This window comes from Paucisalibacillus algeriensis, assembly GCF_000577245.1.
Taxonomy (GTDB): domain Bacteria; phylum Bacillota; class Bacilli; order Bacillales; family Amphibacillaceae; genus Ornithinibacillus.
The window spans coordinates 499,885-518,523 of sequence record NZ_CBYO010000014.1 but is presented as its reverse complement, the minus strand read 5'-3'; the positions used below and the strand labels follow the sequence as shown (position 1 = coordinate 518,523).

The 18,639-nt window shown below is 35.8% G+C and carries 19 protein-coding genes, 2 rRNA genes and 1 pseudogene; 17 read left to right on the top strand and 5 right to left on the bottom strand.

What is annotated here, in order from left to right; translation table 11 throughout:
* Together TY11_RS12215 and rrf are read left to right on the top strand one after the other, a co-directional pair.
* Nucleotides 1-90, top strand: a 23S ribosomal RNA gene (locus tag TY11_RS12215); the annotation flags it as partial.
* A 142-nt stretch (nucleotides 91-232) separates the two neighbouring features.
* A 5S ribosomal RNA gene (gene rrf, locus TY11_RS12210) occupies nucleotides 233-348 on the top strand.
* A gap of 188 nt (nucleotides 349-536) precedes the next feature.
* Here rrf and TY11_RS12205 read toward each other — a convergent pair.
* Nucleotides 537-725 (bottom strand): hypothetical protein, encoded by a 189-nt coding sequence (locus tag TY11_RS12205; RefSeq protein WP_042146481.1) that lies wholly within the window; start codon nucleotides 723-725, stop codon nucleotides 537-539.
* Between the two features lie 83 nt (nucleotides 726-808).
* Nucleotides 809-2,077 (bottom strand): BaiN/RdsA family NAD(P)/FAD-dependent oxidoreductase, encoded by a 1,269-nt coding sequence (locus TY11_RS12200; RefSeq protein ID WP_042146479.1) that lies wholly within the window; start codon nucleotides 2,075-2,077, stop codon nucleotides 809-811.
* Nucleotides 2,078-2,247: 170 nt separating this feature from the next.
* Here TY11_RS12200 and TY11_RS12195 point away from each other — a divergent pair, with 170 nt between their 5' ends.
* The 6 genes from TY11_RS12195 (at nucleotide 2,248) to TY11_RS12170 (ending at nucleotide 7,926) form a co-directional block, all read left to right on the top strand.
* Nucleotides 2,248-3,867, top strand: coding sequence for a putative polysaccharide biosynthesis protein (locus tag TY11_RS12195; protein ID WP_042146477.1), 1,620 nt, complete (start codon nucleotides 2,248-2,250; stop codon nucleotides 3,865-3,867).
* An 8-nt stretch (nucleotides 3,868-3,875) separates the two neighbouring features.
* On the top strand, nucleotides 3,876-4,589 hold the full coding sequence (locus TY11_RS12190; protein ID WP_042146475.1) for a pseudouridine synthase: 714 nt from the start codon (nucleotides 3,876-3,878) through the stop codon (nucleotides 4,587-4,589).
* Nucleotides 4,590-4,598: 9 nt separating this feature from the next.
* Nucleotides 4,599-5,162: an RNA 2',3'-cyclic phosphodiesterase gene (thpR, locus tag TY11_RS12185; protein WP_042146473.1), complete on the top strand. Its 564-nt coding sequence runs from the start codon at nucleotides 4,599-4,601 to the stop codon at nucleotides 5,160-5,162.
* Between the two features lie 4 nt (nucleotides 5,163-5,166).
* The gene (locus TY11_RS12180; protein WP_042146471.1) at nucleotides 5,167-6,090 is read left to right on the top strand and encodes a hypothetical protein; all 924 of its coding nucleotides are present in this window, start codon (nucleotides 5,167-5,169) and stop codon (nucleotides 6,088-6,090) included.
* A 2-nt stretch (nucleotides 6,091-6,092) separates the two neighbouring features.
* Nucleotides 6,093-7,022, top strand: a complete 930-nt coding sequence (locus TY11_RS12175) for a diacylglycerol/lipid kinase family protein (protein WP_052345816.1) — start codon at nucleotides 6,093-6,095, stop codon at nucleotides 7,020-7,022.
* Nucleotides 7,023-7,119: 97 nt separating this feature from the next.
* On the top strand, nucleotides 7,120-7,926 hold the full coding sequence (locus TY11_RS12170; protein ID WP_052345815.1) for a phosphotransferase family protein: 807 nt from the start codon (nucleotides 7,120-7,122) through the stop codon (nucleotides 7,924-7,926).
* Here the strand turns inward: TY11_RS12170 and TY11_RS12165 are convergent.
* A complete protein-coding gene (locus tag TY11_RS12165; RefSeq protein ID WP_042146466.1) occupies nucleotides 7,918-8,205 on the bottom strand; it encodes a YtzH-like family protein in 288 nt (95 codons plus the stop codon). The genes TY11_RS12170 and TY11_RS12165 overlap by 9 nt on opposite strands.
* Nucleotides 8,206-8,280: 75 nt before the next feature.
* On the opposite strand from TY11_RS12165, the gene trmB reads away from it, so the two are divergent.
* The 3 genes and pseudogenes from trmB to TY11_RS12150 all read left to right on the top strand — a co-directional run bounded on the left by trmB (nucleotide 8,281) and on the right by TY11_RS12150 (nucleotide 10,632).
* Complete coding sequence (gene trmB / locus TY11_RS12160; protein WP_042146465.1) at nucleotides 8,281-8,925, top strand: tRNA (guanosine(46)-N7)-methyltransferase TrmB; 645 nt, start codon at nucleotides 8,281-8,283, stop codon at nucleotides 8,923-8,925.
* An 87-nt stretch (nucleotides 8,926-9,012) separates the two neighbouring features.
* The gene (locus tag TY11_RS12155) at nucleotides 9,013-9,867 is read left to right on the top strand and encodes a YtnP family quorum-quenching lactonase (RefSeq protein ID WP_042146463.1); all 855 of its coding nucleotides are present in this window, start codon (nucleotides 9,013-9,015) and stop codon (nucleotides 9,865-9,867) included.
* Between the two features lie 13 nt (nucleotides 9,868-9,880).
* Nucleotides 9,881-10,632 (top strand): annotated as a pseudogene (locus TY11_RS12150) (SDR family oxidoreductase).
* Between the two features lie 181 nt (nucleotides 10,633-10,813).
* Here the strand turns inward: TY11_RS12150 and TY11_RS12145 are convergent.
* The gene (locus tag TY11_RS12145; RefSeq protein ID WP_042146461.1) at nucleotides 10,814-11,128 is read right to left on the bottom strand and encodes a PepSY domain-containing protein; all 315 of its coding nucleotides are present in this window, start codon (nucleotides 11,126-11,128) and stop codon (nucleotides 10,814-10,816) included.
* 170 nt (nucleotides 11,129-11,298) lie between these two features.
* Here TY11_RS12145 and TY11_RS12140 point away from each other — a divergent pair, with 170 nt between their 5' ends.
* Together TY11_RS12140 and TY11_RS12135 are read left to right on the top strand one after the other, a co-directional pair.
* Nucleotides 11,299-12,363, top strand: a complete 1,065-nt coding sequence (locus TY11_RS12140) for a M42 family metallopeptidase (protein WP_042146459.1) — start codon at nucleotides 11,299-11,301, stop codon at nucleotides 12,361-12,363.
* 67 nt (nucleotides 12,364-12,430) lie between these two features.
* Nucleotides 12,431-12,934, top strand: a complete 504-nt coding sequence (locus TY11_RS12135; protein WP_042146457.1) for a DUF84 family protein — start codon at nucleotides 12,431-12,433, stop codon at nucleotides 12,932-12,934.
* A 26-nt stretch (nucleotides 12,935-12,960) separates the two neighbouring features.
* Here TY11_RS12135 and TY11_RS12130 read toward each other — a convergent pair whose 3' ends face one another.
* Entirely contained in the window at nucleotides 12,961-13,401 is a 441-nt protein-coding gene (locus tag TY11_RS12130) for a YtoQ family protein (protein WP_042146455.1), read from the bottom strand.
* 151 nt (nucleotides 13,402-13,552) lie between these two features.
* Here TY11_RS12130 and TY11_RS12125 point away from each other — a divergent pair, with 151 nt between their 5' ends.
* The 4 genes from TY11_RS12125 to TY11_RS12105 all read left to right on the top strand — a co-directional run bounded on the left by TY11_RS12125 (nucleotide 13,553) and on the right by TY11_RS12105 (nucleotide 18,609).
* Nucleotides 13,553-14,065 carry a hypothetical protein gene (locus tag TY11_RS12125; RefSeq protein WP_042146453.1) on the top strand — a complete coding sequence of 171 codons (513 nt, stop codon included), beginning with the start codon at nucleotides 13,553-13,555 and terminating at the stop codon, nucleotides 14,063-14,065.
* A 139-nt stretch (nucleotides 14,066-14,204) separates the two neighbouring features.
* Complete coding sequence (locus TY11_RS12120) at nucleotides 14,205-15,008, top strand: DUF1444 domain-containing protein (protein ID WP_042146451.1); 804 nt, start codon at nucleotides 14,205-14,207, stop codon at nucleotides 15,006-15,008.
* 19 nt (nucleotides 15,009-15,027) lie between these two features.
* On the top strand, nucleotides 15,028-15,630 hold the full coding sequence (gene ytpR / locus TY11_RS12115; RefSeq protein WP_042146449.1) for a YtpR family tRNA-binding protein: 603 nt from the start codon (nucleotides 15,028-15,030) through the stop codon (nucleotides 15,628-15,630).
* A 651-nt stretch (nucleotides 15,631-16,281) separates the two neighbouring features.
* Nucleotides 16,282-18,609, top strand: a complete 2,328-nt coding sequence (locus TY11_RS12105; RefSeq protein WP_042146444.1) for a DNA translocase FtsK — start codon at nucleotides 16,282-16,284, stop codon at nucleotides 18,607-18,609.
* Nucleotides 18,610-18,639: the final 30 nt, after the last annotated feature.

Here is an 18,639-nt window from a genome sequence, read left to right as displayed (position 1 = left end):
CCCTTAGAGACTATGAGGTTGATAGGTCCGAGGTGGAAGCGTGGTGACACGTGGAGCTGACGGATACTAATAGATCGAGGACTTAACTAACTTTTCTGATTTCGTTGTTTACTCTTATTTAGTTTTTAGGGTATAAATTCAATTTTGAATTCCTTAAAGCGTTCAAGGATGTTCTGTTAAAACCGTTCCCGTCCTGGGAACAACACAGAACGACATACATCCTGTATGCCTGTCTGGTGACGATGGCGAGAAGGTCACACCTGTTCCCATACCGAACACAGTAGTTAAGCTTCTCAGCGCCGATGGTAGTTGGGGCATTGCCCCTGTGAGAGTAGGACGTTGCCAGGCAAATTAAAAGCCAAGAGATGATTTATTCTTCTCTTGGCTTTTTTTTGTTGTTTGAAAGGTTAAATTGATGTAAAGATGTATGGAGAAAATACAACAGAGCATGTGCTCGAAACATTGAAGCATGAGCCCGAAACACATAACACCATAACAAGTAAACAGAAAAGCGCACCCAATAGGTGCGCTTTCTATTATGCCATTCCGAATGGTCCAAGCTTACCAGAGTTATTTCCACTGCCGCCACGCATTCCAGTGAAAAATGGAACCATTTTCGCAACAGTTTGGCCAAGATTTTGGTTGTTCTTTCTCATGGTATAGTAAGTAGCCGCACCTACACCAACTGATGCAAGAATTGGCAACCATTTGCCTTTTGTTTGCATTCAAAACCAACCCTTTCTTTGTGCCATATTTGTCCCCCATACATTTTATAGAGTTCCACAATTTTATGAAAAGATAAGAGGAATCAAATACCAGTATAAGATGCTTCAAATGCGGCATTCATTCCTGCGAGTCTTCCAGTTACAAGTGCAGAAGTTATATTATACCCTCCAGTATAACCATGTATATCTAAAATTTCTCCGCAGAAGAATAAGCGCCCCATCATTTTTGATTGCATTGTATTCGGTACAATTTCTTTAATGGAAACCCCACCACCAGTTACAAATGCTTTCTCTAATGGTAAAGATCCATTCACCAGAAAAGTGAAGTTTTTAAAATCTTGTACAATGGATCGTAATGTATCTTTTCCAAGATTGGCTGCCTTTAAATCTTCTGGAACGCCATTTTTATCTAAGACAAATGCTAGGAATCTTTCAGGAACAATGCCTTTTAGCAGATTTTTCACAGCTTTTTTTGGATTTTGTTCCAATGATGAGGAAATTTCTTGCAATAGTTGTTCTTCATGTTCTTCTGGTAATACATCCAGATGCATGGTTACTTTCTTATTACCTTTCATGATTTCCTTCACAACAAACTGAGAACAACGCAATACTGCAGGCCCTGAGACGCCAAAATGTGTAAAAATCATATCCATTTTATGGGTGATGATTGGTTTCTTCTTTGCATTTAATACCGATAATGCCACATCTCTTAACGAGAGTCCTTGTAGAGTCTTTTGTTTTATAAATTCCTCATTTGAGGTCAATGCGACTTCAGTCGGATATAGTTCGGTGATAGTATGTCCAGCTTTTTTTGCCCAAACATATCCATCACCTGTAGATCCCGTATGGGGAACTGCTTTACCACCAACCGCAATAACAACTGATTTTGTATTGATCTTTTCTCCATCATTAAGGACAATCGTATGGTTTTTATCATCGAAGTGAATTGCCTTGACAGTAGTGTTCAATTGAACATTCACGTTCAGCTCATCCATTTTATTAATTAAGGCATTTACAACGGTTTTCGCGGAGTTGGAAACTGGGAACATGCGGCCATGGTCTTCTTCCTTTAATGCAACTCCCATACCTTCAAAGAAGTCGATAATATCATAGTTATTGAAAACAGAAAATGCACTATATAGAAAACGACCATTCCCGGGAATATGTTTTATTACCTCATCTTGTGGTAACCGATTGGTCACATTACAACGTCCCCCACCAGAAATGGCCAGTTTTTTTCCTAATTTGTTTCCTTTTTCAATTAGCATGGTTTTCCCACCGTGTTCGGCTGCAGCAATGGAAGCCATTAATCCTGAAGGTCCACCACCAATTACAATTACATCATATATCAAGCTTACTCATTCCTTTCAGAAGTATTTTACCACTTCCTACTGCATATACACCATTATTAGGCATAAAATTCGGTGTTCTTTCCTCATGGGTATATATGGTTATCTAAGTAACCAGTAGTGTGATAAAATAGGCTTAATGTAATATTTTAATTGTAGATGCAGGTGAAAAAATGTCGAAGTCAACGATCGTTAGAGGCGCTTTTCTGTTAACAGCAGCCTCCTTTTTATCGAAGTTTTTAGGGATGATATATGTAATACCGTTTAATGCTATGGTTGGGGCAGATGGTGTGACATTATATCAATTTGCTTACCTACCATATAGTATATTAGTTACAGTTGCTACAGTCGGAGTTCCATTGGCTGTCTCGAAATTTGTCTCCAAATATAATTCTTTAGGTGACTATTATACAGGGATGAGAATGTTTAAGACCGGGATGTCAATAATGGCCTTAACAGGTATCATTACCTTTTTAGCATTATTCTTTAGTTCTGAGTTTATAGCAAATCAAATTATTATTGATAATGATTTACCAATTAGTGTGGAAGATGTCACGATGGTTATTCGGATGGTTAGTTTTGCATTAATTATTACGCCTTCTATGAGTATCTTACGTGGGTTCTTTCAAGGGCACCAATCTATGGGGCCAACTGCTGTATCACAAGTTATTGAACAGATAGTGCGTATTATATTCCTCTTAATTGCAGTATTTGTTATCCTTAATATTTTTAATGGGTCAGTAACAACTGCAGTTGGATTTGCAACATTTGCAGCATTTATTGGTGCAATTGCCTCTTATGTCGTCTTATTAGCCTATTGGAAAAAACGCAAACCACACTTAGATAAGAATATAGTGCAACAAAAATATACACATGATATACCAAAAAAAGAATTACTAACAGAGTTATTCCGTTATGCAGGACCGTTTGTCATCGTATCTATTGCAATACCAATGTTTCAATTGGTGGATAACTTTACGTTTCTTCGTGCAATGGCTGATATTGATCAGGAAAAGATTGCAACGGCTTTACTAGGCTCGATTTATACATTATCACATAAACTAGTTATTATTCCGGTAACACTTGCTACTGGATTATCCTTAGCAGTAATGCCTGTTCTTACGTCTTCCTTTACTCAAGGACAAAGACCGCAGTTAATTAATCAAATTAATCAAGCTTTACAAATAATCCTTGTGTTAGTTATCCCTGCCTCGTTTGGGTTATCGATGCTCTCAAGAGAGGCATACGGAACGTTATATAATTTAAATAATATTGATGAGACAGGAGCTTTATTAGGTTGGTATGCGCCTGTCGGTATATTGTTTGCATTACTTAGTGTAACTGCTGCAGTTCTTCAAGGAATTAACCAGCAAAATAATGCAGTAATTAATTTATGTGCGGGATTATTATTTAAAATCTTATTTAATATCCAATTTATCCATTGGTTCGGAGCAAAAGGGTCTATTTTTGCTACAGCAATTGGTGTTGGTTTAGCAGTGTTTTTAAATCTATTATGGATAAAAAAATCAGTTGAATTTCCATTCAGGCAGCTTATTAAACGTACCATTTTGATTGTTATATTTGTTCTGTTTATGTGGATTGTGGTACTAATATTGAAGTTTGTACTAGGATTTATTTTCCCTTATGAAGATTCAAGGTTAGGGCTAATGCTAATGCTAATCCTCGGAGTGGGCTTTGGTGGGTATGTTTATCTATGGTTTGCATACAAGTCCACATTATTAGAAAGAGTATTAGGAGACCGTGTGCGAATACTAGGAAAGATTTTTAAGTAGGTGGTAAAGTGAGAATCGATAAGTTACTTTCGAATATGGGCTATGGATCAAGGAAAGACGTTAAAGCCTTAGTAAAAAGCAAATCTGTAACCGTTAATGAGACTATTGTGAGAGATAGTGGTCAAAAAGTTAACCCAGAAAAAGATTTGATAATGGTCGGAGAAAATGTTGTGAAATACAAACCTTATATTTATTTAATGATGCATAAACCACCCGGTGTTATTTCGGCAACGGATGATCAGTATGATAAAACAGTTATCGATTTATTAGCTCCAGAATTTCAGCATTACAAGCCTTTTCCTGTAGGTAGGTTGGATAAGGATACTGAGGGACTTCTATTGATCACGAATGATGGTCAGCTTGCACATCAGCTTTTATCACCGAAAAAGGATGTTGGAAAAACATATTATGCTAAAATTTCGGGTAACGTAACGGATGAGGATGTTCTGGCATTTGCGGCTGGTGTATTGCTAGAGGATGGTTATAAAACAAAACCTGCAACTCTCAATATCCTTTCTGCTGGTAGCCAGTCTGAAATAGAAGTAACAATAACCGAAGGGAAATTTCACCAAGTGAAGCGTATGTTTGAAGCAGTGGGGAAGAAAGTTGTTTACTTGAAAAGGCTATCCATGGGAGAGCTAGAACTAGATCAATCTTTAAAATTAGGAACATACCGTGAATTAAATTCAGAAGAGCTTTCTTATTGTAAATCTATTAAATGAGGGATATAGATGGGTCAAACACCACATTACTTTATTGCTATACCTGTTACCGATGAGTTAAAAGAAGAATTTCTAATTTGGCAAGAGCAATTGCAAGAAAAACTTTCTTATAAAATTTGGCCACATAAAGCGGATTTGCATATTACGCTAAAATTTTTAGGTGCAGTGGAAGAAGATAGTCTTGAGAAGTTGAGGGGGTCTTTACGTTCTATAGTACACCCCGAATTTTCTGTAACGGTTGGTTCAATTGGTACGTTCGGAAAACATGAAAATCCTCGTGTCTTATGGGCTGGTGTAGAGAAAAACAATTATATAGAGGAACTTTATAAAAAAGTAGAACTAGTAGCTACATCGATAGGATTTACAAAAGAAAATAGACCATATCGACCACATATCACATTAGCTAAAAAGTGGAATGGTTCACAGGAACATACTGAAAAGTTAAAAGATATTAAGGATATCTATGGTGCGGAGAATTTTCACATGGATATAGAATCATTTGTTTTATATCAAATCTTTCCTTCAAAAACTCCAAAGTATGAGAGAGTAGAAACTTTTTATTTAAGGGGGTAATCGGTTGGCCCAATTAATTAAGCTGCAAAATTATATTACCCGTTATGAATGGGATATTTATAGATATCCAAGCCAATATATTCGCTTGAAACAAGATAACTGGAATAGGATACATTATCTTTGGAGTAATCATGAACCACTAACGGGTCCAGTGGCAAAGGAGGAGGCTCCAAAAGAATCTAGGTGGAAATCACTATTTGGGAGAAAGCATCTAGAAAAACCAGATGTAGAAGTGGAAAAGGAAGTAGTCATTCCGAAAACCGAGGATGACCTTAAGCGTTATTTTTTAGAACATTTACTTCCTTTTCAATTTAAGTGGGCTACATCTACGATTTCTAATGTATCTTTTGTGGATAAAAAGTATTACTCGGATAAGACTTTACAATATTTTCTGAAGCGATTTCCAGACACCTATTTGCTCATGTATTATCCAATCTTCGAACTTCGGAACGCACCTATTGAGGGAGAAATTATTCTCATTAGTCCTTTAGGTATCGAAGTTATCTATTTATTAGAAGATAATCCAGATACCGTTATAACTGCATCTGACGATCGAAGTTGGGTATACGAGAAGGATAACAAACAGACGAAACGTTTAAGTCCTATGTTTGCCTTAAAACGGTCTGAAAGAATTCTGAAGGGTATTCTTGAAAAACATGATATAAACTTTCCGATAGAAAAGATTGTTCTTTCTCGTACAAATATCATTAATTTTCTTTCTGAACCATATAAAACTAGAATAGTAGGTAAACAAGATTACGAAAAATGGTTTCAAGAAAAGCGTTCATTAGTCTCACCGCTTAAGGGTAACCAATTAAAAGCTGCAGAAGCCATATTAAAGCATTGCCAATCTCATTATGTGAAGCGCCCTGAGTGGGAAGAAGATGAAGAACAAAATGGATTTTCATTCATAGAAGAGGATGAATGAAAATGTATATCTTTATTGTAAATCCAGTAGCTGGTAATGGACGAGGATTAAAAATATTTAAGAAGCTCGAGAAAAGTAAACTTTATCAAAACATATCAAGCAGGCTTTATTTAACACAATATCCAGGACATGCGGAGGAAATCGCCAACCAAATTATGGTTGAAAATAATGAAGATCTTAAATCAATAATTATTATTGGTGGAGACGGGACCGTACATGAAGTTATCAATGGTTTGGGGGATACTCAGGTGCCTATTAGTTTTATCGCAGGTGGTTCAGGTAATGACTTTGGCAGAGGCTGTAGAATAAAAGGTTCCCCGCTCACTATTTTGAAGAAAATAATGAGAGAAAAGCAAGGTATCCTATACTGGAAAGGGAACTATTTTTTTGATGGTGATAACCATAGAAGTTTTATTAACAGTATTGGTTTTGGTTTCGATGCGGAGATAGCAAAACAAGCTAATCAATCCAGTTATAAAAATATATTAAACACTCTAAGGCTTGGAACGTTAAGTTATGTTATTGCACTTATACAAGTATTATTTAAATTTAGACCGTTCCAGGTTGAGGTTGTTATGGATGGAAATAAACAAATAATTGAAGATTGCTGGATGGTAACGATTGCTAATCATCAATATTATGGCGGCGGTATGAAAATTATCCCATCAGCTAAAATACAGCCTAGTGTGATCCCGGTTTTAATTATCCATGGTATTTCTAAGTGGAAAATCTTAGGACTCTTTATAACCGTTTTTACTGGTAAGCATGTTATGTTTAAAGAAGTTGATATTCACCATGTCGAAACGATATCGATTCGTACAAATTATCCCATTTCATATCAGGTTGATGGCCAAACCGATTCATGTCAATCCTGTTTCATTAGTAAAAGTATACAGGAAACCCAAATAATGGGGTCTGATTTTGGAAATTAAATTTCATAGACATCTTGAAAATAATGTAATAATTCGATAATCTATTAACATGTTTGTTTTTAATTAGAGATAAATCTTGTGATTTGAGGAATGCATGATGGAATGGTTTAAGAAAGTATTAGATGAAGATTGGGATATTACGCCAGCTGGTGGGTTAACAGGTGAGGCCTATTTTGCAAAGAAAGAATCAAAGCAATTATTTCTTAAACGAAATTCATCACCTTTTTTGGCAGTTTTATCAGCTGAAGGTATTGTACCTAAGTTAGTTTGGACAAAGAGGATGCATAATGGAGATGTCGTAACGGCACAAAAGTGGCTAGAAGGAAGAGAATTAAAACCAGTTGAAATGCAGCATCAACGTGTCGCTGATCTTCTTCATAAAATTCACCATTCCACAGAATTATTGCATATGCTTTTACGTTTAGGGAAGAAGCCCATCACGGCAGATGATTGTATTCATTCGATCGAAAAGCGCTTAACTGCAAATCAAATTCGACATGCATCAATAGAAATTACAGACGGGCTTTCCTATTTAAATAAATACTTAGCTGTTGCTAGGCAACAAAAGCAAACAGTCTGTCACGGGGATATGAACCATCATAATTTACTTCTTACAGATGATAATCAATTATTTTTAATTGACTGGGATAATGCCATGATAGCGGATCCTATTGCAGATTATGGTAAGGTACTGAATTCCTATATTCCAAAAGAAAATTGGAAAAACTGGTTAACAAACTATGGAGTTGAACTTGATAACCAGTTCTTAATTCGAATGTATTGGTATCTAATTGCTGATGCTCTATCTTATTTAGCTTTTCATTTTGAGCGTAATGAACATGATAAGTATGAAGAACTTCTTGTTTCTTTACGAGAATTAAATATTCAAATGAGATTATTGTAAGTTTGTTTGTTCTATTGCACTTATCCAATTATTTATATTATCTTTATTTGTCGTAATATGTTCTTCCTGGTTTTGTACGCTTTCACCTTGTCTACCGTAGTTGTAAATCTCGGGAAGTAACTGTAGTAGTTGTTCATCTGTTATTGTGTTATTTGCCATCATTGATTTTACTAATCGTTTAATTTGCTGATATTCAGAAACTTGAGCACAGCACTCTGATTGTTGCTCATCTAATAAATCCATCAATAATTCTAGTTGATGATTTACTGTTAATGACATGTGAATTCACCTCACTTGTTAGTATTCGATAACTTAACTAAAATATGTAAAGCTTAGAGAAAGAGGTGCAATAATTTGCGTCAACGTAATAAACCTTGGGCGGATGACTTTTTACAAGAAAATGCACATTTAGTGATACCTAACCCTGGTGACTATAAAAATAAATGGCAAGAATTATTTGGAAATGAGAACCCGATCCATGTTGAAATTGGAACCGGTAAGGGACAATTCATCGTTGGGATGGCCAAACAATTTCCTGATATTAATTTTATTGGTATTGAGCTTGCTAAGAGCGTAATCGTAACCGCTGCTCAAAAGGTTCAAGAATCTGGCCAGAACAATATCCGATTAATCCAAGAAAATGCAGAGAATCTAAATGAAATATTTATGACAGATGAGGTATCAACGGTTTATTTAAACTTCTCAGATCCTTGGCCGAAAAATCGCCATGAAAAGAGACGACTAACTTCCCGCTCATTTTTAGAGCGGTATGAAAATGTTCTACAACAAGATGGGGAATTGATATTCAAAACGGATAATAGAGGGTTATTTGAATATTCGTTAGTTAGCTTTTCCGAATACGAAATGCTACTAAGGGAAGTAAGTCTGGACTTGCATGAGCTACATGATCCTGAGAATATTATGACCGAATATGAAGAAAAGTTTTCAGCTAAGGGACAACCAATATATCGTTGTAAAGCTGTTTTTAGAGGGGAATAATGCCCTCTTTTTTTGTGCCTGAATGATAGCGTTTGCAGGAAGATTGTCTATCCGATACACTAGAAATATGAGAAAGGGGAGTTGTTTATGGAGGCATTACAAGTTGGTCGTGCTACGTTGACATGGCTAAATGGGGGAGTAAACTATCTTGATGGTGGGGCAATGTTTGGGGTTGTTCCAAAAGCATTATGGGGAAGAAAATATCCATCAAATGAAAAGAATCAAATAGAATTACGAACAGATCCGATACTACTTCAAATTGATGGGAAGAATATATTAATAGATTCTGGTATAGGGAATGGTAAATTAACAGATAAACAGTTGAGAAATTTTGGTGTTCTGGAAGAGTCCACCATCGAAGCTTCTTTAGCAGACTTAGATTTAACAATAGATGAAATTGATATTGTTCTCATGACACATTTACATTTTGACCATGCCTGTGGACTTACAACAAAATCAGGAGATGGTTTCCAATCCGTATTTAAAAATGCTGTCATATACACTTCAGAAGTAGAGTGGAATGAAATGCGAAACCCAAATATTCGATCGGTTAATACATATTGGGAAATGAATTGGAAGCCTGTAGTGGAACAGGTAAAACCTTTCCAAGAGGAAATCGAAGTTGTTCCAGGACTGAAAATGATCCATACAGGAGGACATAGTGATGGACACGCTATTATTATTTTTGAGGATAATGAGGAATGTTTTGTCCATATGGCAGATATTATGCCAACAAATGCCCATCAAAATAAATTATGGGCAATGGCCTATGATGATTATCCTGTTACCTCTGTTCATCAGAAGGAGAAGTGGATGGAGTATGGATATGGTAAGCAGGCTTGGTATACGTTTTACCATGATGCCTATTTTCGAGCGATAAAGTTTAATGAGTCTGGCAACCGAATTGACCTGATTGAAAGAAAGCGATACGAGTATAAATAGAATGGGGAACGTTATGGATAATTCTCAACATAAAATCGCAATCGTAACAGGAGGTAGTAATTCGAGGGATATCGGAACAGCAATCTGCCGTAAATTAGCTTCACAAGGAATAGATATATTTTTTACTCACTGGAATTCTAAAAGGGATTGGACCGAAAGTTTTCATCGGGAGATTGTTAGTATGGGTGTCAGATGTGAAGAATTGGACATAGATTTATCAGAAATAAATGCTGCTTCAGAAATCTTTGATATTGTTACAGAAAGATTAGGGATGCCTTCGATATTGGTTAACAATGCTGCCCATTCAATAAGTGATGGTTATATGGAGTTAAATGCAAAAATTTTAGACGATCATTACACAGTTAATATGAGATCATGTTTTCTTCTTTGTGTTGAATTTGCTCGCCGGTTTGAAACATATGATTTAGATGCTGGTAGAATCATAAATATGACATCTGGTCAGGATATCGGTCCAATGCCTGGAGAATTAGCCTATGTAGCTACGGTGCAATATCAGCATTTTCAAGATCATTGTCACAAGAACTGGCACCACTCGGGATAACAGTAAATGCTGTAAATCCTGGACCGACAGATTCTACATGGATGACTGATGAGATCAGACAGCATCTTTTACCCAAGTTTCCTATGGGACGTATTGGAACACCGAATGATGTAGCAAAAATTATAGCTTTTCTTGCGAGTGATGAAGCTGAGTGGGTAACTGGGCAGGTAATTCATTCTGAAGGTGGATTCATTCGTGGATAAATTAGTATTTTCACTTGTACAATAGCAAATTCTGCTTTTATGGGGAACATTACATTTTTTAGCAGACCCCTATTTTAGACTATCCACTCTTGCGCACTAGACGTTTAATTTAATTAAAATTAATAGCCTGGAAAAAATTCCAGGCTAAAAGATTCTTAGTGCATTATTTATTTCTTCATTACTATACAGACTCTACTACATCAATTACCGCACCAGTTTCTGTATCCGCATAAAATTCAAATTGCTTATTCTGACCATCAATACTTCGAGTCACACCGCCACGATAAGCATTGTACTGTAAACCATTCTTATCAATTGTTTCTGGTTTCATATAAATCCATGAACCACTGATAGGTCCTTGTTTCTTAAACGTTTCCTTGGCGTTCTTTAATGCTTTTTCAGGTGTTATTTTCTGGTATTGTTCCATAGTTTGTTTTGCTACATAACCAGCTGCAAATCCAACTCCCGCAGCTAATACTGCTTTTTTCCAACTCATAACATCACCTCATGCATTTCTTTACATTCACTCATATGTAAGTTTATTTTTTAGTATACCGTAATTCTAATAAAATAGAAAATATAATTGTGATATGCATGAATTGTGGAAACAATTGTGACGTTTCGTTATACTAAAGAAGTAATTTACATAGTAATGGAGGGTTAGGTATGAATCAGGAAACATTAGAATTGTTTAAAACCTTAACAGAATTACAAGGTGCCCCTGGCAATGAACATGCTGTTCGTGCATTTATGAAAGGTGAGCTTGAAAAATACGCAGATGAGATTATTCAAGATAATCTTGGTGGCGTTTTCGGTGTTAAAAAAGGAGTAGGCCCTCGTGTAATGGTTGCAGGACATATGGATGAAGTTGGATTTATGGTTACACAGATTACGAAGAAAGGCTTAATCCGTTTTCAAACGCTTGGAGGTTGGTGGAATCAAGTTTTACTTGCACAACGTGTGCAAATAATGACAGATAACGGCCCAATCGTGGGTGTAATCAGTTCAATTCCCCCACATAACTTAACAGAAGAACAACGCAATAAGCCAATGGATATAAAAAATATGTTGATTGATATCGGTGCAGATGATAAAGAAGATGCTGAAAAGATTGGTATTAAACCTGGACAAACAATCGTTCCAATTTGTCCTTTTACACCAATGGCTAATAGTAAAAAGATTTTAGCTAAGGCATGGGATAATCGATATGGCTGCGGGCTTTCTGTCGAGTTGTTAAAAGAATTACAAAATGAAACATTACCAAACCAATTGTTCTCTGGTGCTACTGTTCAAGAAGAAGTAGGATTAAGAGGTGCAAAAGTTGCAGCAAATATGATTAATCCAGATATTTTCTTTGCATTAGATGCTTCACCTGCCAATGATATGACTGGAAGCGATAATGAATTTGGTCATCTTGGAAAAGGTGCATTATTACGTATCTTTGACCGCTCAATGATTACACATCACGGTATGAGAGATTTCGTATTAGATACTGCAGAATCGAATAACATTCCATATCAATACTTTATTTCCCAAGGTGGAACAGACGCTGGTAGTGTTCATCTATCTGGTAGTGGTGTACCGTCTGCAGTTATTGGAATTTGCTCAAGATACATTCATACATCATCATCGATTATTCACGTGGATGACTATGCAGCTGCAAAAGAACTTTTAGTTAAACTAGTGAAGTCTACTGACCAGAATGCAATTGATGTAATTCGTAAGCAATAATAAAGATAGCTGCTCATAGTGAGCAGCTATCTTTTTGGTAACGGGATGTTAATAAAGGAGAATATAGATGAAAATCATTGTAGGTTCTAAAAATCCAACAAAAGTAAACGCAGTACAAGGTGTTTTTACACAGGATATAGTAGTTGGTCTTGATGTTGATTCACTAGTATCTCCCCAACCTTTTTCGGATCAAGAAACAATGCAAGGAGCAATTAATCGGGCAAAGCAATGTGCAGAATCTGAAGCTGGGGTTGTAGGTCTAGGCTTAGAGGGAGGCGTTATGTATGTTGGAGACGGATTATTTTTATGTAATTGGGGTGCGTTAATTACGCCAATGGGGGAAACATACACAGCAAGTGGTGCAAGAATATTATTACCAAAGGAAATTGAAGTGAAATTAACGAATGGAGTAGAGTTAGGAGTCATTATGGATGATTACGCTAAAAAGTCAGGAGTGTCAAAAAAAGAAGGGGCAATTGGTATTTTCACAAAGGATTTACTAACACGTCAGGAAATGTTTACACAAGTTGTGACTTTACTAAAAGGTCAATGGAGTTATTGGGATAAATAAAAGGAAGGATTTAAACTCCTTCCTTTCTACTCATAGATATAACCAAGTACGTCCATTGCTTGATCAACCGTCTCAACGGTAACATTTGCTTTGTTAGAAAGCTCTTTAAGCGGATGTACAAGGTTTTCGGGTCTAATAATAATCGTTGGCTTATTCAGTGCAATTGCAGTTGAGGCATCCATTGCTGTATTCCATTGTTTATACTTATCTCCAAATAGAGCAATTACGATGTCTGCTTTTTGCATGAGTACTTGTGTTCTAAAATTATTGATATCGGAAGCGGCGTCATCTTTATAATATTTTCCGGGTTGTTCCCCTAATATGACTTCACCTATATCGTCAGAACGATCATGATTCGTTTGCGGCCCAACAAACTTTAATGGTAATTTTTTTTCTCTAGCTTTTTTAATGATCTCTTCGCGCCAATTATCATGAATTTGACCAGCTAAATATACAACTAGCTCCATTACTTTACCTCCATATATTTGTTTGTTAACTTTATACTATCTAATAAGAGAAAATAATTAAAGTTATTCGACCATGTACTTTTAAATATTTTTAATTAGTAGTATGATAAAAGAAGAATTTTATAGGTCTATTGTAGGAGGAAAAATATTTATGCCAAAATTAACCTATATAGCAAGTTCCTTATTACTTATATTTATTATTGTAATAAGTGTGTTTAGCTATCAATCAGATGAATCGATTATTGTACAAGCAGGAGAAACTGCTGATGAAACTTTTTATAGTGAGGATATTCCAGAGGATAATTACCAAGGCGAACATTTTTCATTTTTCCTCCCAGAAACGATGGAAGTTGAGGAAGTTGATAACTTTAATGCAATATTAGAAAATGGAGATAAAACAATTATCATTTTTTACAATACATTAGAAGGTAATCTTAGCAAACTAAATTATGAGGCAGCCAAAACTGATGATGCCATTTTATTCGAATCATTTGAGGATGATAATAAATTTGGTTATATTCGTGTGCTTCCAAGTGAAACTGAAGGTGAAAATGAACTTCAAATCGGAGTTGGCGGTGTAAAAGTAACAGTATTCACAACAAAAAGTGAAGTAATAAAAGATGCAGAAGATCTTATGAATATAGCGCTATCAATTGTTCACTAAACAAAATAGCTAGCTCAATAAAAATTGCTAGCTATTTTGTTTTTTTCAAAGTGAAATAGTTGAACGTAACTCTAATCATAGCTATCATAGAAGAGGCATTACTTTTTTCGTTATTGCCGATGGATAGGAGGCTTTCTATATGAAAATGACCAGTCTTAAAATGAAAAAGATTTTAGAAGATAGGCTGTCAGATTCAAACTTTAACACGAAATATAATCGAGATGATGATACATTTCGAGTTGAGTTAAAAAACACTAAACAGGGTGTAAGTATAAAACTACCAAATATTATTGGTAAATATAATCAACAAGGTGAAAAAGCTATTGATGATCTTGTCGATCATGTAACGGAGTCCTTAAGAATTATGAATAAGACACACAGTCTTGAGGGAATGGAGAAAAATATTTTCCCAGTCATCCGCTCTACTTCATTTCCAACCAAAGCAAAGTCTGGTGCTAATCTTATATATAAAGACCATACTGCAGAAACAAGAATCTTTTATGCACTAGATTTAGGTAAATCCTATCGTTTGGTAGATGAAGTTATGCTTGAAAAAGAGGGATGGTCAACAAAACAAATAGATGAGATTGCAACTTTTAATCTTAGATCCTTAGAAAATGATTATAGAATAGATACAGTTGCAGATAATGACTTTTACTTCTTTGCAAAACAAGATGGGTATGACGCTAGTCGGATTCTAAATGATACATTATTAGAAGAAATAAAAGATAAAAGCATCGGTGAACTTGCAGTTGCAGTTCCACATCAAGATGTATTGATTATGGCTGATATCCGTAATAAGACAGGATATGACATATTGGCACAGATGACAATGAAGTTCTTTACGGAAGGTAGAATACCGATAACAGCATTACCTTTTATCTATGAAGATAAGAAATTGACTCCCATCTTTATTTTAGCTAAGAATAGACCAGAAAAATAAATTAGAAAGAGTGATGTTAATGGACGTATTTTATAATCCTACTGGAATTGGTGATGTATTAATTATTCCTTTAAGAGATGCTAAAGATCGTTATAATGTAAGTTTTGAAACGGTAGGTCCTGTTACTAAAATTTTGGAAAAAAATCAAATATTAGGGTATAACATACAACGTGCTTCCCAATACTTAGAACTTACACAAACTGGGAAAATTCAATTAACAACAGAATTATTGGATTCGATTAAACATGTATTCGAAACTAACAATATTCAAGATTCACTTGACTTTGATCTTAGTCCTAAATTTGTTGTTGGATATGTATTAGAAAAAGACCAACATGAAAATGCAGATAAGTTAAGTGTGTGTAAAGTAGATGTGGGTGAAGAGGTATTACAGATTGTTTGTGGAGCGCCAAATGTTGATAAAGGGCAAAAGGTAGTTGTTGCAAAGGTTGGCGCAACAATGCCAAGTGGCCTCCGCATCAAACCAACTGAATTACGGGGAGTTCCATCAAACGGAATGATTTGTTCTCAAAAGGAACTTGGAATGCCAAATGCACCAAAAGAAAAAGGAATTTATGTCCTTGACGATTCCTATTCAGTTGGCCAAGCTTTTCCTGTATAATAGAAAGCAACCTAGTTTTTTACTAGGTTGCTTTTTAGTTAGAAGTCTAATTGATTAGCTTTTTCATTGTATAAGAATATGATAATTACAAATAGTTGTTCCTAAGGTTTGAGACACGGATGAACAGGCTAAAGCAACAATTATCAAGGCTGTTTTCGATACGTTTGTTGCTTTTATTTTCACGGTTGTTAGAACTGTGCGGTAATAATTTTTCTTTGGATAGTGCTAAACTACCGATCCGGCAGAATACTCCGCTTTCCACGGGCAAGGCCTCAGCCAGGGTACTACTTGAAAATGGTTCTTTGCACCCTTGCACCGAGGAATACTCTTCGTAGCGTTACTAGAAGACGCAGGTGCATCTTTTGCGGGGTCTTCGGACACGTGCTATTCCCGTAGGACAATGGTTTTCGATGGGGCGAGTAAGCGCAGTCCCAAGGAAGGCGTCGGTAGCATGTCATCGTACTAAGAAAATCGGTTTTTACTTTCGAGTAGATGTCGCCCCTGTACTGGAAGTAAAAGTGGAGTGTATTTCCGGGGCGGGTATGATGCTCTAACAAAATTCTCAAATACCGCGCAGTTTCTAACAAATTATATCTTTTAGAAAAACATATATAAAAATTTAGTTAGAAAAGTAAAGAAAGAGTGAAAAACATGTGGGATAACTGGAAGAAAAAAATAGAAAACTTTATATGGAAGGAAGTAGAAGTAGAAGAAGACATCCAAGAATTTCAGCCATTACAGGAATTACATCCTGACATTAAAGCTAGAATGTTATATCAATATCCCAAAAATGAATCATACCATATTCCACAAATCCAAGATCAAAACCGAAAGATTAGTAGACCTAATGTTGATATTGAAACACCTGCTTATCTTCGTAAGGGACACAGGTTGAGTAGTATTAGTCCTATCAACCAAGTCAATCATAATAGTTCACGTTCTAAGCCAATACACCAAAACAAACAGAAAAAACAAGATGTTAGCAAAGCTGAAACGCTTCCCACCACTAAAAAGCCATTTGAAAGAACCGACGTACCATCACCAATTTATGGCTTTAATAGTAGGAAGCAGCAGAAAGAAGTAGTTTCCGTTCCAACATATATTCGAAAACAAAAAGTAAAATATCAAGAAAATGTGGAACCAGTTGTTGACCAAAATCAAACTGTAGATATCTCTACCGTGCAAACAGAAACTAGTAACCTAGTTAATGAACAATTATATCAAAATAATAGACCTTCTAGAAAAATGGAAGAATTCAAGAGTGTGGAGAAAAAGGAACAACCTATTTCCCAATCGCAACAAGTATTACAAGTTGAGAAAGATTCCAAACCAAAAAGAACTGGATCAGATGACAAGAAACAAGCCAGTATTCCCTATAATGTCATGATGACACCGCAGGATAAACGAAAAATTTCACAAAGATACAGTGAACCGCAATTGGAAAATCAAAGGTATTCTAATAGTCGTCAAGCTGAATGGAAGCATAAGGAGAATAAGGAAATAAAAGAACGTCAAATCGAACCAGAACAACCTATTGAAGTTAATCAAATATCAACTATCAAAGCGGAACATACCACAATTCCATTACATTTACTAAATGACCCAATTGTTAAGAGTAACTTAAATGACCAATGGATTTTGGAACAACAAGAATTACTTGAACAAACACTAAAACATTTCCATGTTCGTGCACGTGTCGTAAATGCTACCCAAGGACCTGCAGTTACAAGATTTGAGGTTCATCCTGAGCTAGGTGTAAAGGTTAGTAAAGTAAAGAACCTAAGCGACGATTTAAAATTAAACATGTCTGCTAAGGATATTCGGATTGAGGCACCTATTCCTGGTAAAAATACCATTGGTATTGAAGTTCCTAATCCATCTTCACAAATGGTGGGACTTCAAGAAATTCTAGGTTCAGATTCGTTTACTGATAGTAATTCACCGTTAACGATAGCGTTAGGCCTTAATATTGAAGGAGCACCAGTTGTAACAAATATTCAAAAGATGCCACATGGATTAATTGCTGGAGCAACCGGGTCTGGTAAGAGTGTTTGTATCAACACTATTTTATTAAGCCTAATTTATAAATCTCATCATGAAGATGTGAAATTTATGCTAATAGATCCAAAGATGGTGGAGCTTGCACCATATAATGGAATACCACATTTGGTGTCACCAGTTATTACGGATGTCAAAGCTGCAACGGCCGCCTTAAAATGGGCTGTAAATGAAATGGAAGAACGTTATGAGAAGTTTGTACATGAAGGTGTTCGGGATATTGAACGGTACAACCAAAGAGTGTTAAACCAAAATCGAGCAAATGAAAAAATGCCATTCATCGTTATTGTTATCGATGAATTAGCGGATTTAATGATGGTTTCACCACAAGATGTTGAAGATGCTATTAGTCGAATTGCTCAAAAAGCAAGGGCATGTGGAATTCACCTCTTGCTTGCAACCCAACGCCCATCTGTTGACGTTTTAACAGGATTAATAAAAGCAAACATTCCAACAAGAATTTCATTTAGTGTCTCCTCTCAAGTCGATTCTAGAACAATCATTGATACTGGTGGCGCTGAAAAATTGTTAGGAAAAGGTGATATGTTATTCGTTGAAAACGGAGCAGGAAAAACAGTCCGATTACAAGGCCCATTTGTTTCGGATGAGGAAATTGAACGAATAACTAGCTATGTACGCACGATTGCAGAACCAAATTACTTATTTGAACAAGAGTCTTTATTGAAACAATTTGTTGCAGATGAGGAAGAAGATGAGCTACTAACGGAGGCAATTGAATTTATCTTTGAACAAGATAGTGCGAGTACATCTTTATTACAGCGTCATTTTAAGATTGGATATAATCGCGCTGCAAGGTTAATGGACGCATTAGAAGTAAAGGGAATCATTTCAGGGCAAAATGGTAGTAAGCCAAGAGATGTTTTAATAACCAGAGTGGAATTGGAAGAGATATTATCGTAAACATTTACTTGATTACTTGTTAAATTATTT

Excerpts from the sequence above, each read along its gene's own strand:
- ytpR (WP_042146449.1), top strand. The coding sequence starts at position 15,028 with ATGGACGTATTTTATAATCCTACTGGAATTGGTGATGTATTAATTATT.
- TY11_RS12135 (WP_042146457.1), top strand. The coding sequence starts at position 12,431 with ATGAAAATCATTGTAGGTTCTAAAAATCCAACAAAAGTAAACGCAGTA.
- TY11_RS12165 (WP_042146466.1), bottom strand. The coding sequence starts at position 8,205 with ATGTCATTAACAGTAAATCATCAACTAGAATTATTGATGGATTTATTA.
- TY11_RS12105 (WP_042146444.1), top strand. The coding sequence starts at position 16,282 with ATGTGGGATAACTGGAAGAAAAAAATAGAAAACTTTATATGGAAGGAA.
- thpR (WP_042146473.1), top strand. The coding sequence starts at position 4,599 with ATGGGTCAAACACCACATTACTTTATTGCTATACCTGTTACCGATGAG.
- TY11_RS12125 (WP_042146453.1), top strand. The coding sequence starts at position 13,553 with ATGCCAAAATTAACCTATATAGCAAGTTCCTTATTACTTATATTTATT.
- TY11_RS12120 (WP_042146451.1), top strand. The coding sequence starts at position 14,205 with ATGAAAATGACCAGTCTTAAAATGAAAAAGATTTTAGAAGATAGGCTG.
- TY11_RS12170 (WP_052345815.1), top strand. The coding sequence starts at position 7,120 with ATGGAATGGTTTAAGAAAGTATTAGATGAAGATTGGGATATTACGCCA.
- TY11_RS12145 (WP_042146461.1), bottom strand. The coding sequence starts at position 11,128 with ATGAGTTGGAAAAAAGCAGTATTAGCTGCGGGAGTTGGATTTGCAGCT.
- TY11_RS12175 (WP_052345816.1), top strand. The coding sequence starts at position 6,093 with ATGTATATCTTTATTGTAAATCCAGTAGCTGGTAATGGACGAGGATTA.
- TY11_RS12155 (WP_042146463.1), top strand. The coding sequence starts at position 9,013 with ATGGAGGCATTACAAGTTGGTCGTGCTACGTTGACATGGCTAAATGGG.
- TY11_RS12195 (WP_042146477.1), top strand. The coding sequence starts at position 2,248 with ATGTCGAAGTCAACGATCGTTAGAGGCGCTTTTCTGTTAACAGCAGCC.
- TY11_RS12140 (WP_042146459.1), top strand. The coding sequence starts at position 11,299 with ATGAATCAGGAAACATTAGAATTGTTTAAAACCTTAACAGAATTACAA.
- TY11_RS12205 (WP_042146481.1), bottom strand. The coding sequence starts at position 725 with ATGCAAACAAAAGGCAAATGGTTGCCAATTCTTGCATCAGTTGGTGTA.
- TY11_RS12130 (WP_042146455.1), bottom strand. The coding sequence starts at position 13,401 with ATGGAGCTAGTTGTATATTTAGCTGGTCAAATTCATGATAATTGGCGC.